The 13,426-nt window shown below is 35.4% G+C and carries 17 protein-coding genes; 1 reads left to right on the forward strand and 16 read right to left on the reverse strand.

The features are described from left to right. Positions 1–4: 4 nt before the first annotated feature. From J0J36_RS10365 to J0J36_RS10440, 16 genes are all read right to left on the reverse strand, one after another. Positions 5–1,105, reverse strand: a complete 1,101-nt coding sequence (locus J0J36_RS10365; protein ID WP_206886814.1) for a zinc ribbon domain-containing protein — start codon at positions 1,103–1,105, stop codon at positions 5–7. A 21-nt stretch (positions 1,106–1,126) separates the two neighbouring features. Then, the gene (locus J0J36_RS10370; protein ID WP_003136422.1) at positions 1,127–1,390 is read right to left on the reverse strand and encodes a hypothetical protein; all 264 of its coding nucleotides are present in this window, start codon (positions 1,388–1,390) and stop codon (positions 1,127–1,129) included. Positions 1,391–1,446: 56 nt separating this feature from the next. Further along, a complete protein-coding gene (locus tag J0J36_RS10375) occupies positions 1,447–1,743 on the reverse strand; it encodes a YdbC family protein (RefSeq protein WP_017370623.1) in 297 nt (98 codons plus the stop codon). Then, positions 1,736–1,933, reverse strand: a complete 198-nt coding sequence (locus J0J36_RS10380; RefSeq protein ID WP_003136419.1) for a hypothetical protein — start codon at positions 1,931–1,933, stop codon at positions 1,736–1,738. The genes J0J36_RS10375 and J0J36_RS10380 overlap by 8 nt, the downstream gene beginning before the upstream one ends. A gap of 3 nt (positions 1,934–1,936) precedes the next feature. Continuing rightward, positions 1,937–2,446: a hypothetical protein gene (locus J0J36_RS10385; RefSeq protein ID WP_206886815.1), complete on the reverse strand. Its 510-nt coding sequence runs from the start codon at positions 2,444–2,446 to the stop codon at positions 1,937–1,939. Next, the gene (locus J0J36_RS10390; protein WP_206886816.1) at positions 2,443–2,976 is read right to left on the reverse strand and encodes an NACHT domain-containing protein; all 534 of its coding nucleotides are present in this window, start codon (positions 2,974–2,976) and stop codon (positions 2,443–2,445) included. Before J0J36_RS10390 ends, J0J36_RS10385 begins: the two co-directional genes overlap by 4 nt. Positions 2,977–2,999: 23 nt before the next feature. Continuing rightward, complete coding sequence (locus J0J36_RS10395; RefSeq protein ID WP_206886817.1) at positions 3,000–3,695, reverse strand: class A sortase; 696 nt, start codon at positions 3,693–3,695, stop codon at positions 3,000–3,002. Positions 3,696–3,772: 77 nt separating this feature from the next. Next, on the reverse strand, positions 3,773–7,591 hold the full coding sequence (locus tag J0J36_RS10400) for a prealbumin-like fold domain-containing protein (RefSeq protein WP_206886818.1): 3,819 nt from the start codon (positions 7,589–7,591) through the stop codon (positions 3,773–3,775). Between the two features lie 236 nt (positions 7,592–7,827). Next, a complete protein-coding gene (locus J0J36_RS10405; protein WP_206886819.1) occupies positions 7,828–8,016 on the reverse strand; it encodes a hypothetical protein in 189 nt (62 codons plus the stop codon). A 76-nt stretch (positions 8,017–8,092) separates the two neighbouring features. Further along, on the reverse strand, positions 8,093–8,968 hold the full coding sequence (locus J0J36_RS10410) for a serine protease (protein ID WP_206886820.1): 876 nt from the start codon (positions 8,966–8,968) through the stop codon (positions 8,093–8,095). A gap of 17 nt (positions 8,969–8,985) precedes the next feature. Further along, positions 8,986–9,348, reverse strand: coding sequence for a hypothetical protein (locus J0J36_RS10415; protein WP_017370616.1), 363 nt, complete (start codon positions 9,346–9,348; stop codon positions 8,986–8,988). Continuing rightward, positions 9,335–9,712, reverse strand: a complete 378-nt coding sequence (locus J0J36_RS10420; RefSeq protein WP_017370615.1) for a hypothetical protein — start codon at positions 9,710–9,712, stop codon at positions 9,335–9,337. The genes J0J36_RS10415 and J0J36_RS10420 overlap by 14 nt, the downstream gene beginning before the upstream one ends. 42 nt (positions 9,713–9,754) lie before the next feature. Then, complete coding sequence (locus J0J36_RS10425) at positions 9,755–10,210, reverse strand: hypothetical protein (protein WP_017370614.1); 456 nt, start codon at positions 10,208–10,210, stop codon at positions 9,755–9,757. Between the two features lie 199 nt (positions 10,211–10,409). Beyond that, positions 10,410–10,652 (reverse strand): hypothetical protein, encoded by a 243-nt coding sequence (locus tag J0J36_RS10430; protein WP_206886821.1) that lies wholly within the window; start codon positions 10,650–10,652, stop codon positions 10,410–10,412. Positions 10,653–11,251: 599 nt separating this feature from the next. Next, a complete protein-coding gene (locus J0J36_RS10435; protein ID WP_206886822.1) occupies positions 11,252–11,455 on the reverse strand; it encodes a hypothetical protein in 204 nt (67 codons plus the stop codon). Between the two features lie 30 nt (positions 11,456–11,485). Further along, on the reverse strand, positions 11,486–11,785 hold the full coding sequence (locus J0J36_RS10440; protein WP_206886823.1) for a hypothetical protein: 300 nt from the start codon (positions 11,783–11,785) through the stop codon (positions 11,486–11,488). Between the two features lie 630 nt (positions 11,786–12,415). On the opposite strand from J0J36_RS10440, the gene J0J36_RS10445 reads away from it, so the two are divergent. Beyond that, on the forward strand, positions 12,416–13,165 hold the full coding sequence (locus J0J36_RS10445) for an XRE family transcriptional regulator (RefSeq protein ID WP_206886824.1): 750 nt from the start codon (positions 12,416–12,418) through the stop codon (positions 13,163–13,165). Positions 13,166–13,426: the final 261 nt, after the last annotated feature.

Below are 13,426 nucleotides of genomic sequence, written 5' to 3' on the forward strand. Positions count from 1 at the left end.
ACCTTTATGTATTTTCTATGAGTTGATTGAGAGCTGTCTCCATATCTTGAGTAAAGCTCTTAGCTTTAGAACGCTCCGCCTCTAAAGTAGCTTCTATTTCTTTATTGATCCGTTCAGAGTAACTATCTTTGATTTTTTGAGTTTCAAATTGACGTTTTTGCTCAAAGTCTTGTGCAATACGTCTTTTGCTCTCAATAAATTCTTGTTCTGCAGCATAAAGCGCATTTTGTTCTTCATCCGAAATTGCTGTTGTTTTACGTGTGATTTCCTCACTTTGAGGATTTTTATATTTTTCAAAAATCTCAGCTCGAATAGTCGTCTTACCTCTAAACTGTTTCCCACGTGCAATTATATTCTGAATTTCAGAAGGCAAATTATTGACCCATAATGGAGCAACCTCTGTACTACGTGATGAATCAACATCAGAATAAGTCATTGTTCCTCCTGTTTGAACAGTGTCATTAACAGAAGAAGGTGGAATTGTCTGTGTCTGTTCAACCTCTACTTCCTCATATTCTGTTTGAGAAATATCAAACCCTTCTGAAGAATTTTTTTCATGTTCCATCGAAGGAATTTCTTCTTCAGTAAGAGTTTCATCAATGGTGGTTAAATCGGTTGTTTGGTCGAAGCCACAATAAGGACAATATTTTACATTCTCCTCAATATCTTCTTGACAATTCGGACATTCTGTCATAGAACGAGAAACGGCTGTAGCTTTGCTCTCTACCTGTTCTTGCTCTTTTGGAATGGTAGCTTCGACTGGACGGTCAATCTTTTCTGTCCCCTCCAATTCTTCTTTTAAAGTATTTAAAAATGCATCACGAATTTCTCGTGGTGCATTTGAATACTTTTCTTCAAGCATTTTTGTTGCATAATAACTTACATTTGTCGAAGCACCCTGCTTAAAAGGTATAATTGATGTTTCAAGTTCTCCATTTTGTTTATCTTCAAAGACAATTTTTGCAAGAATTTCTTTGCCTTTCATATTGTTTGTGGAAACATCAATGAGTCTTTGAATTTCCTTAGCCGCTTCAGGAATAGAAACAAAGTCAGACTTGAATTTTCGGGCAGTACGTCGATGTTCTGGAATAATTTTAAATTTCATTGTTTCTCCTCTTTTCAAGTCTTAGATGATTCCTGCAGGTAAGAATGAGCCGATACCCATTGCAGTAAATATCCAGTTAAGTACAGCACCTAAAGTGCCTAGAGCAAAACAGATAGCCGCAACGCCAATCACATCATCCCAAGCTTGGCGTCGTTTTTGGACATCTTTTCTAGCACCAGTGGCTAATGTAAATGCAATAACCACTACTCCAATACCAATCCCTGCATATTGCATGACTTGGAAAGCTGTATGTAGTCCTGTTGTTATATTTGCTGGTAAATTCATTTTTCATTCCTCTATTCTTTAATATTATTTATTATGTAAATTTTAAGATACTTACACTATTCTTCTGTGTCCGTATTTTCAGCATTATTGACATACTCTCTACCTACTTCAAGTAGATTAAAGAACTCTTCTTTTTTAAGCGTCAATCCTTTTTTCATTCGTGTGTGATCGTTATTCCATTCACGAATATCAATTTTTGCTTCTCCACCATTCCAAGAAACAACATTTATTTCTTTATTCCAAGGATGGTAACGTGAAGCAGGAGTAATAATCCCAATATGTTCTACAATTTCAAAGTCAATATCCATGTTGTTAACTTTAGGACCGTAATATTTTCCATTTTGTCTAACCATGATGTTGACCATTTTGGAATTTATTTTGAACCCTCTTTAATTTAAGAGAAGCCTCAAAGGCTTTGTCCGTATTTTCCATGATAAATTCCTGTTGCTTTTCTGCAAGCCACTTGTCATAGTCAATATTCAGTAGCTCGCAGATTTGCTCGATACGTTTTTTTGTTTGTTGCTGTTCTTTTGTTAGTGCCATATATTATTGCCTTTCTATATTAACGATATAACCTTCTTCTTGCGCTGAAGAAGCCAAAGATTGAGCAATTTCCTCTGCTTTTTGGTTTGCTTCATCAATTGCTTGTTGCCTAAGCTCTTGTTCTGTGTCAGCTTGCTCAACAAGGCTATCATTTGCACTCTGTGGAGCTTCAGATAACGTTTGTGAGTTATTATCCACTAAAGAACTCGAGGTCTCAGAAGGCGGTTTAGGAGCTTCTACGGTCTGTTTAAGGGCTACAACCTCCTTTTGAGATGAAGTCGATTCCTTTTTAGTCTTATTTTCTTTTTTCACTGGTTCACTTTTTTTAATAGTTTCCCGTACAGAAGAAGATTTGACCATTTCCTGAGAGGAGTGAGTAGGCGGTTGATGCCTTACAATAGTAAAAATGGATATAAAAATCAAAAGAAAAAATAGCAGAACTGCTATTTGAAATCTGAGGTGCTTTCCTTTGGGCTGTATTTCAACGCTTTCGTAATCTTTTAAACTTTTCATACGTGATGAACTCTTTCATCAACTTCATCCATACTTATTTCTTCATCAAAAATAAAACAACTTCTTTTTTTCACTCCCTCTCGAGTCTTGAATGAAATTTTTTGACTTGGAAATTCCAAATATCCAGTTTGATCAGACACAATAACTTTATGATGTGCTGTGCGACTGCTTTTCAAGATATAATTTTTCAAAAATTCTTCACGTTCTTTAAAGTCTTTTGCTTTATTAAAGTCGTCTTCCAATTCGCAAATTTCGGAAAAGCCATCAACAAGTATAAGTTTAGGAAAATTCTGAGTTTCCTCTGTAATTTTTCGTTGCATAAACTCCGTTAAATGGATACGTTCTACATTTTCATATTTTTCAAATTCTTTCCATTCTTCCTTGCACATTGAAAAAATTTCAATTTTCTCAAACTGTTTTTGAGAAAGAGCTTTATTGAGAAGCAATTTCAAGAAGTGAGTTTTTCCACTCCCTGCAGCTCCTTTAATTTGAAGTGTTTTTTCTGATTGTAAGATATGTTGAATAAGCATACGTTTCTCCTTACTTTTATTATTTATTCAAATATACTGTGATTTGCAGTATATGAGCTTGTTTGAATGAGGTTGCCATGTACAACTAAACGTTCTTCTCCTGTGAGTGTTGTACAGGTATAAAGTGTAATTTCATCTTTTTTATCATGATCATCAATGATATTTCCTTGATTGACATTCACAGTGTAGATATTATCAATACTGTACTCAAAAACTTTATCTTTGTCCGTGAGATAAATCTTCTGTCCAACTTGAGTATAAATCAAATTCCCAAATAAAATACCTGACATCACATTACCAGAATACATATTGAATATGGTATGACTTGCGAGAGAATAGTTTCCTTTCCCCATCACTTGGTTGGGCTTGCAAGTGCCTGCACCATAGGACATTGTTTCATTTGTTGTCCCATTAAATACGGGCAAAATCATATTAATATCAGGGATCGAGAGTATACCAACCACAGGTAACTGACTTTCAGAAAAATAATCCGATACATAATCAGATGTGGATTTTGGAGTTATTTCTTCTGGTTTAAATGCTGTTGCTTTTAATTGGTTTTCTTTCATTTTTTCATGAGATACATTCACTTCAGTAGTTCCCTTTGAACGAATAAGATATTTACTCAATTCTGGACTAAAAAACCAAAGTAAACCAACAATAACCAATACAAAAGAAACAACCATAATGATTTTTTCTTTTGAAATATACTTTTTCATAAAATAAATTCTCCTTAAACATACCTCCCACCACCCTTCACGATTTATTATCGTTAAAGAGTTTAATTAGAACTTTTTTATTTATTTTTTCGTTTTGAAATAATGAATGTTGAAATTCCTGTAATCAATGCTAATCCTGCAATTACTAGCCCCCAAATGTGTTGACCAAGTGCAGCACCTGTATCAGCAAGAGCCTTTACAATTATATTTGTAGTAGGTTTTTTGTCTGAAACTTTTCCATGCCATTCATCTTCATCTCCTACTTTTTTACCAGAATGAACACCAATACCGTCAACTGTGACATTGTCGCCGTGAACATCACCTGCAGCTAAGCCTTCAAGAGTTCCTTTTCCTTCGATTGTTTCCCCCGGATTAAGTACCAAGAGTTTCCCATCTTCAGTAGTCAGCTCGCCATCTTTATTGACTTTGAGTGGTTTTTCTTTGTATATCAACTTGATGTTTTTAACATTGGTCTTACCGGCGATTGTTTTATCAACGATTTTTAGATGCGTAAGAGGTTCTGTGCCATTGTTTGTAGTTTTGAAGAAGATCTCTGTAGCTTTGTTTTCTTCAAGCTCTTTGGCCGTATCTTCTGTATCGTGGTCATTTTCGCCTGCATTATTAGGTTTATCTTTATGATTACCTTCTCCTGCTTCTGGCGCTTTAGAGTCCGCTTTTTCAATATCAATACTTGGAATTTCTTCTTTTGGCTTACCGTACCATTTATCTTCATCCCCAACTTCTTTGCCAGATTCTACACCTACACCACTAACTGAGGCTTCATCTCCATGTAATTTGCCATCTGAAAGCTCTGGAAGAGTACCTTCGCCTGTCACAAATTCATCAGGCTGCAGCACAAGAAGTTTACCATCTTTAGTAACTAACTCACCATCCTTGTTGGTAGAAAGTTTTTCTCCATTAAAGAACCAAGCGGGATCTTTGATAGAAATCCCACCCTCAATGGTTTTATCAGAAACTTTCAAATGTGTGAGAGCCTCTGTCCCATTGTTTGTGAAACGGAATTTGATTGCCGTAGTTTTTCCTGCTTCCACCTCAAGAGCTGTATCAGGCGTATCACGGTCGTTTTCACCACCATTGTTGTCTTTATCCTTGTGGTTACCCTCACCAGGGTTAGGCAGCTTGTCATTGGCTTTTTCAATGTCAATACTTGGAACAACAGGAGTTTCTGGATTGTCATTGAAATGGAGCGTAGACAAGCTGATTGTTGGTGTCTCTGGTGTAACCTCTCCGACAGTTCCCTCTCCTTTTGGATTAGAACTTGTGGAGCTGTCTTTCAAGCTAAACGTACGAATAGTATAAGGTTTAGAAAAATCTTCATTGTAAGAAGCTGAGATTGTCAATAAATCTTTTTCTGTGTCTGTTACCATATGAATGTAAATTGGTTTAACTTTTTCGTAGCCGTCAAAACCTTTAGTTTGAGAAATTTTCCAGTCCCCATAAGAAAGCTTTTGTGAAGCATAGCCATCGTCTCCTGTAATCGGATTGACTCCTGTCTTGAAGACAACATCATCAGCCACAGTACCTGGAAGAGCGGTGGCTGTAAATTCAGCATTATTTTCGCCTGCACCACCTTGACCATCTGGCAAGGTCGCCATCTTATTTATGGTGATGTTTGCATCGATAAGCTGCTCTTTAGACTCTGTATCTGGTGTGACAATATTTTGAGTTTTATCATCTTGTTTTTTGATTTCAAAATAGTGCTTGGTAGGGTCAGTGACATAGCCTTCCCCTGCATCGACTTCCACTGAATAATATTTCCCTGCCGCAAGGTTTCCAAGTGCTGCAGTCAAAAATTCATCGTCAACATCAATAACAACATTGTCACCATAACTTACTGGATTACCACCAATAATTGCCGAATGAACAACCTCTCCTGCAAGCAATTTAGGAGCTGGTTTTTCCGACCACTTCACAGGATCACCTTTTTTATGAGGACTTGAACCTGTAGAATCGTCATCATGGAAGTAAGCATATTTGGCTGTTTTTAGAACACTCTTACCATTTTGATTCGTGCCAGTTTCATTGTCTGATTTTTTCAGTGTGTTTTCGCCTTTAACCTCTTGGTTAGTACCTTTGGTTTCACCAAAGACGATTTCTGTATGTTGGTCTTTATAAGATAAAGTCACTTCTTTTTTCTCGAAGGTATTGGTGAACCCTGGAGAAGCTTTTGTTTCTTCAATCGTATAAGTTCCTAGGGGCAAGTCTTTAACGGTTGTTTTCCACTCGCCATTACTTTCTTTACCGATAACTGCAGTATAGGTTTTACCATCAGTTTTAGAAGTCAGTTTAAAGGTTGTTCCTTCAAGCGTGTAGTTTTCATTCCACATGGCATCGCCTGATTCTACCCCTGATTTCTTGATAGAGATTTCACCAGTGACTGCAGTATTTTTAGGTTTGGCCGTTGTGGTATCCCCTGCTTTCACTTCTACAGTGAAGTCTGGCAGAACCGTTTGACCTGTACTTGACCATTTGCCAGATGTTTCGTGCAAGGTGTACTTACCAGGTGGTAAACCTTTAGATTTCACGCTTTTACCTGAAGAATCAAGTTTAAGCGTATCTACTTTCTTACCAGTGCTATCCAGAACATCAAAGGAGATGTCTTGGAAGTCATAGAGATTATTGGGAAGGTCTTTTCCATATTGAAGTGTTGTTTTATCAATTTCAATATAGCCTAAAGATTGATGAGGAGATGTACTACCTAAGTTCCCAAATACTGCTTGAACGATTGAACCTTGGCCTTGGTTACCATTTGTATCCACAAAGTTTAATGCCGTTGATGCACCATTATAAAGAGCAATATATGAGTTTGCATTTAGATTTGCATTGTCTCCTACAACTGTATCATTTCCCTTAGCTGTCAAAATATTATTTCTTAGTTCAAGGTTAGTTGGTTTTGAAACAATATATCCTAATGCACCATTAGAAAGTTGTGCGGACTGACCTGCATCAATATCAGAAACTTTCATTGCCATTAGTGTACTTGAAGATAACGGATTACCATTGCTTTCATCCACAATAGTAATAACTCCACGTACTGATTCTGGTATTCCCGAAGCTGCTCCAATAGCGTCTCCTCCTGAACCGCCAGAACCCCCGCCTTCACTCCCTTGTCCAGAGCCCGAATTAGGAATTCCATCCATTGAGACCATGTACCCTAATGTAATTGTACCTCCGTTATTACGAGCCCCTACTAAAAGCCTGAAACCATCGCCAAAAACATTACGGGGAGAGGAACTAGTGGTGGAATCATAGTATGTGGCATCATTGATGGTTACCTTCATACCAACAGGAATATTTTTACCAGTTTTTACATTGTAGGCTGTACCAACATTATGAATTGCAATTGCTTGACCTTGTTTAAGGTAATTAAACTTATCTCCATCTTGGAAGCCATCACTAATTCCCATCCCGTAATGAATTGTGTCATATGAAAGACCGTTAGCACCACTAATTAGGGAATTTGCATTAGAAATAGCTGTCCCTGCATAAGTCGTTGAACTATTCCATGCGATTGGTTTTCCTCCTGTTCCATCTTGAGTATCCCCAACAATGTACTCTGGTTGAATAGCACCAGTTAGACTATCGAACAAAGGTTGCATTGTCGAGAAATTATTGTTAGAAGTTTGAATTACTGGAGCATTCCCAATTGAGCCAATTTGAGTGTTGCCAGATGGTAAAGTTAATGCGTGTGCTACAGTCGAGATAATACTAGGATTAACCGTTGCGACAATTCCTGTTACTCCTGCAAGAGCCAGAATAACTGCGGAACGTGTAAGCCATACTTTCCCAACCTTACGAGTGCTGAAGTGTGTGACTTTAGTATTCTTGATTAACGCTTGTGCTAATCTTCGAATAGCATGTTTATGTTTCTCCATTTTTCCTCCTTTTAAATTTTAGATAAGAAACAAAAAAATATGATCTTGACGTCATATTTATTGAATAGTTTTATGCCATTTCGGGCAAATAAAAAAACACTTCATTCGAACCGCTTTATTTTTGATTATGAGTTTTTGAATTTAGGGGGCTAAAATTAGCCCCTTGTTTTATATATTCTACATTTTGAATAGGGGCTAAACTTTGCCCCCTATTTTTAATTTACTTAATATTTTCTCTAAGGCAATCGATGATAAGTTTTTACAACATTCGTCACCTCCTGCATAAAGTCATCAAAAAATTCTTCCGATTTTTTTAAATTTTGATCAATAACTTGTGTTTTTAATTTTTGTACTTCGCCTGTTGGTGTTTTCCCTTTTATACTTAAATTGTTTAAATAAGCTTGTGCGTGTTGTTTTGTATTCATTTTATATTCCTTCTAATAACTTTAAATTTAAAAATAAAAAAAGTAATTCTCGTAAAGGAATTACTTTTTTTATTTTTTACCATCCGCCATTAACAACTCCATCATTACCATGAGAGTTATTAGCATTTTCTTCATCGTGGGCTAGGTCATTACCAGAAACATTTGGATTAGCATTTCCACCACCATTATGTGCAGGGGGATTTGTTGGTGCAGTAGCATTTCCACCAGTGCTTGGTGCTGAAGGCGTTGCTGTATTATAGCTTGGTGCATTTTGTGCAGGAGCTTGGGCATATTGACCATAGTCAACTGCACCATTAGATGCTTGGCCTTCCGCTTGTGGAGCAACTGCGTTATTTACATCTGCAGCTGGAGCTTGTGTTTCATTTTGTGTTTTTACTTGTTCTTGGGCAGCTTGTGCTTTTTGTTGTTCCGCATTTGCTTTAGATTTTGCTTCCTCTGCAGCTTTTGCTTTTGCACGGTCTTTATTATTTTTTACTGCAGTTTTAACTTTATCCAAACGTTTTTGCAAATCAATCTTTTTAGACTTCGCCATGTTATCTTTTATTTTATCAATTGCTGTTTGGGCTGTTTTTACATTGGCATCATTTTGAACTTTTTCTGCATTGGCAACTGCTTTATCTGCTTTGTTCACTAAATCCCAGTTTTGACGAACTTTTTCTACACGTGCAATGAGAGCAGTTTTATCTTTTTCATCAAGTTTCTTGATTGCATCTTGGGCTGTTTTTACATCAGCTTCTGCTTTAAAAGCTTCTGCTTTTTCCGTTGCTTTTTTCGCTTCTTTAAGCAGATTGTCGTGCGCAGTCTTTGCTTCTTGCGCTGTTTTCTCAGCTTGTGCCTGAGCTTGATTGTTAGCCACAATCCCTGCACCACCACCTGCTAATACAAGGGCTACCGCTCCACCAATTATCCATTGTTTTTTTGTAACTTTCATAATATCTCCTTTATTTTTCAACGTTTTTTATAATATTTAATAACCCAATACGGCCAAGTAAGTGTCATAAACCAAGCCTCGAACATCTCCATAATTATTCTTGTTAATGCAAATATTGGCTCAAACTTCCATTTTTTTCGCATCATTTCAATTATTGGCCAAAAAAAGCAACCTAAAATTGTCCAAACCTCAATATCAATAAATAACTGTTCTGGTGGAAATATGCCGATATATGATAAGAAATGCGACAGTATCAGATTAAATATCAAATAATGTATAGACATGCAAATGAGTAAACAACAGGCAATGAGAAGTAAATATCCAGGTAAAGTTAAAATTCCACCGAGAATATCTCTTATTTTCCAATTAGGTAATCTCATTCATTCTCCTTAACAATTCTTGTCTTTCAGATTTTGAAGATGTTTCTAAAATCAGTTGAATAAAATTCTCTTTTTCTTCAAAAGTCGCATGTCTACGGATAAATGACTTTGTAGAATTGAGATAACGCCTACGGTACGACGCTTCATTTTCTGCTTTTCTTTTCAATTCATCCTCAGTTAAAGGACGAGGTTTTAATGCTGCTTCAAGCTCTGGATACTCTTTTGCGGTATAGTTCAAAAATGGTTGAGTGACCTTTAAACGTTTTGCGACTTGAACAACGCTAACATCTTGATCTCGCCATTTTCGAATATCACTTAAATATGGTTTTACTTTTTCTTCGTATGATTTTGCAGTTCTTGCCATAAATAACCCCTTTTAATTTATTATATCAAAATAAATATTGAGTTACTCGCCACCCTTGGCTTTCCAGTTCATAAAATCCTTCATGATAGAACTTGGAAGATTTCCAGATAAATCCTCAACCATAATTTCTCGTGTTCCTTTAGACGCAAGGAGACTTTCTTCTACAAACTTTTCATATTCTCCTTGTTTGAAAAATTCTTCATCTAAGGCAAGCATTTGTTTACCATATGCTTTGCGTTCACAAACACGTTGACCATTAAACTCAAAATAAGCAACACTGTTCCAAATCTCCGCAAAGACCTCCCGAATATCAACTTTGAGCCATGAATTTTCTTTTAATCCTGCCATAAGCGTTCCTTTTTCAAGATAGCCATGTAAGGGAGCTAATTCGTTTGGAGCAAGTCCTGCTTCTGCTTTTTCTGAGAAGAAACGATATTCAATATCCGCCTCCATATTCTCCAAAATCTTCCGCAATACATCTTTTGTTTCTACAATCATAAAAAATCTCCTTGTTTTATTTAGTTACATCATAACATAGTTTTTCGGCGTCGTCAATAAATATATTTTATATTTATCATTCGTTCTTTCTATAATTCAAAGTCTCGTTCTTCCAAATCACATGGGAAAATTGGTGTTTCAATAAATTCTCTTATTTTGTTTTTGATTTTCAAATAGAATTTCATAGTTTGTTTATCTCTTACTCTCCTTGAAATTTTTTATAAAATAGTACTTCACTAAGTGGAGTCGGTTTAAACTCTCCTTGTGCAAGAATTTGTTTCACTTCTTCAAACTTTATTTTAGAATATAGCAAACCTGCATGTGGGTAATCTTTAAAATTACTATAAAGTACCACATCATAAATGGGACAATTACTTGTCGCAAAGTGTTTCTTAACATCAATAATTCCGTTAAATTTCTGTGTGTTTTGTTCCTTTAACATTGTGGTCTCTTTTCTATTTTTGATATAAAAAAAGACAACTATCAAAAATAGATGTCTTGCTTTTTTATTTTGAATATACTTCTTTTCTTATTATTTTTGGTTTGTCTGTTACTTTGGTCGTCTATAAGACGTTAATAAAATTATTCGCAGAGTTTATAGTTAACCCCAAACTCAAAGGCACCTTTACAGCATCGCCGACCTTTATTGTAGCTCACCCTTTCCTCGAAGGCAGGAGGTTCAATCCCCATATTTTGCATCTGGCATTGTCATATTAGGTCTCACAATCCTAACTTCTCTGTTGAATGACTTCTTGTATATACGTTTATTCAAAGATAAACGGTGCAAATATGTGTGAAGCAGGACAAGTTCTCACGTTCCAGACTACTCCACACTCCCTTTAGTAGCTACGCTGATAAGAGGGGCAGACATTGGCATTTTACTCTCGTCAAGAGTCTACCAAGCTGAGTATTCAATTGTAATCGTCATACGTTTCACTTAGTCTTGTGCTACTCTTTCACGCATTGGGCGACTATATTGAGAATAGGGGAATCGAGCCCCTACTTCTTTTCAGAAGGTAACCTACTTCTCTATAAAATTAATTAATGTATGAGATGGAGATGAATATAATCCTTTAATAAATACATAACACAAAGTATTGAAAGAACACCAAGAACAATTATTTTCAAAATATCCAAGATAGAAGTTTCTCTTTTCCCACTATCTTCTTCCCTTTCAAGTTTTATGAGTTCTCTTTGTTTTTCTTGCATACGATATACAGATTGAAATTCTTCCACTGTAACCAATTGTATTTTATTTTCTCCTAATCCGAGGATTTATCGGGGGCTAAATTTAGCCTCTTTATCTTTTTTTCCTAAAACCTTTAACTCAGAAAATTTATTTTTACGTTCCGCAAAGATACTGTATCCTACTTTTTCTTTTTTAAGAATCATTTGTATTTCTTGAAAGTTCTCTTTTCTTTCAACCATAACAGGAAGCTTTGTGTTCCCGTCTGAGACCATGAGATAGGGATAATTTATCTTTCCCTTTCTGCCATCGAAAAGTTGTACCACATTACCGTTAAAGCGTCTTAAATGTCTTGGCATTAAAACAAAATTTTTTGATTCTATTTTCATCCATAATCCCCCTTTGAATTAAACTCATTTTCAAAAATACGATCTTTTGAAAATTGAATATTGGATTTAAATTGCTTTGGCAGGAGTCGAACGCTGCTCTTTCTTCAAAGGGTTTGAGTAGAAAGATATACCACTATACAAAGCAAGAAAGCAGTGGGTGCTGCTAGAAGCAGAATAACCACGCAAAGCGGACAAAAGGAGTTGAACCTTTCAAACTGTACATTCCTATTCACCTTAAAAATTTACAGTACCATATCCGCAAAAAAGAGCGTTAAACATTAACGCCCGCATGGAATTTGAGAAAACTCCATGCTAAATAAAGCCTTTGCTTTCCCTTGATATAAATGATATAATAGCAGTATCTTACATTGCTTATTATTTCATTTGACAAGGTGCATCAGCACTACTATGCAATAATTATTTTAGGTTTTCTACTTAAATAGTTTTTCAACATATCAAGTGAGAAATTAAGAGAAATGTACCTTGGTTTGCTCAGACATTCGTCGAGTTTGGACTGAGGTATTTTTAATATACTTTTTTAAAGTGTCTCTTCATCACCTATATTTATATATTAATACTTTTTGGATTAATTGTCAAGTTATACTATAAAAAAGAAAGGAAAAAAATAATATGGAACTTTCTGAACGCTTGAAAAATCTAAGAGAAGAAGGAAATTACAGTCAAGTATTTATGGCTGATATTTTAGATGTATCACAGGGTGCTTATCAAAAGTGGGAATCAGGAGCCCGTTTTCCTAAAATTGAACAACAAAAGAAACTTGCAGAATTTTTTGATGTTTCAATAAGTTATCTTATTGGAGAAACTAATATAAAAAAAGCAACCAGAATAATGGATATAATGGATAAACTTTCTGAGCCTAATCAGGAGGAAACAATTTCTTTTGCTCAAAGAAAATTAGAAGAACAGGAAGAAGAAAACAATATAATTCAAATACATTCTTCTTTAGTACCTTATGAAGTTGAAGAAGAACAAGCCTTATCTGCAGGATATGGTGAAGGTTATACAAACACTTATACTAAAGAAACTGTTTATTGGAATAAAGATATTGCATATGATCGAGCTATACGTATTAAGGGTGAATCAATGGAACCCGAATATCATTATGGCGAGATAGCTTTAATAAAATATCAAGAATGTATAGACTACCCTGGTCAAGTTTGTGCTGTAGATGATGTTGAACGAGGAAAAGCTTATATAAAATGTGTATCTAAAACTGAGAATGGTTTACTTTTGGAGTCGATAAATGATTTAGAAGATAAAGAAGGTAATAGATTATTTCCTAATATATTTATTCCCTTTGAAGAAAATCCTCGAATAATTGGAGTTGTGAAAGAACATTTCTTACCAATAGAAATTTAAATATAAAAAAAGAAGGAGCCTTAGCTCCTTTTTTATTAGTTTATATTATATATTTTGACTTTTGTTCTTTTGCGATGAAAAAAAGCCAGTAATCATAAGGCTTAACAGGATTTTATGACTAGGAAAAACTGTGCATATGACTAGAAAAAACTGTGTATATGACTAGAAAAAACTGTGTATATGACTAGTTATGATTTGACAGACTAGTCATATTATTGTACTCTATAGTTATCAAATACGAAAATATTAAATGGAGTTTCA

Origin of the sequence: Lactococcus sp. LG1074, assembly GCF_017309525.1 — a bacterium.
Taxonomy (GTDB): domain Bacteria; phylum Bacillota; class Bacilli; order Lactobacillales; family Streptococcaceae; genus Lactococcus; species Lactococcus petauri.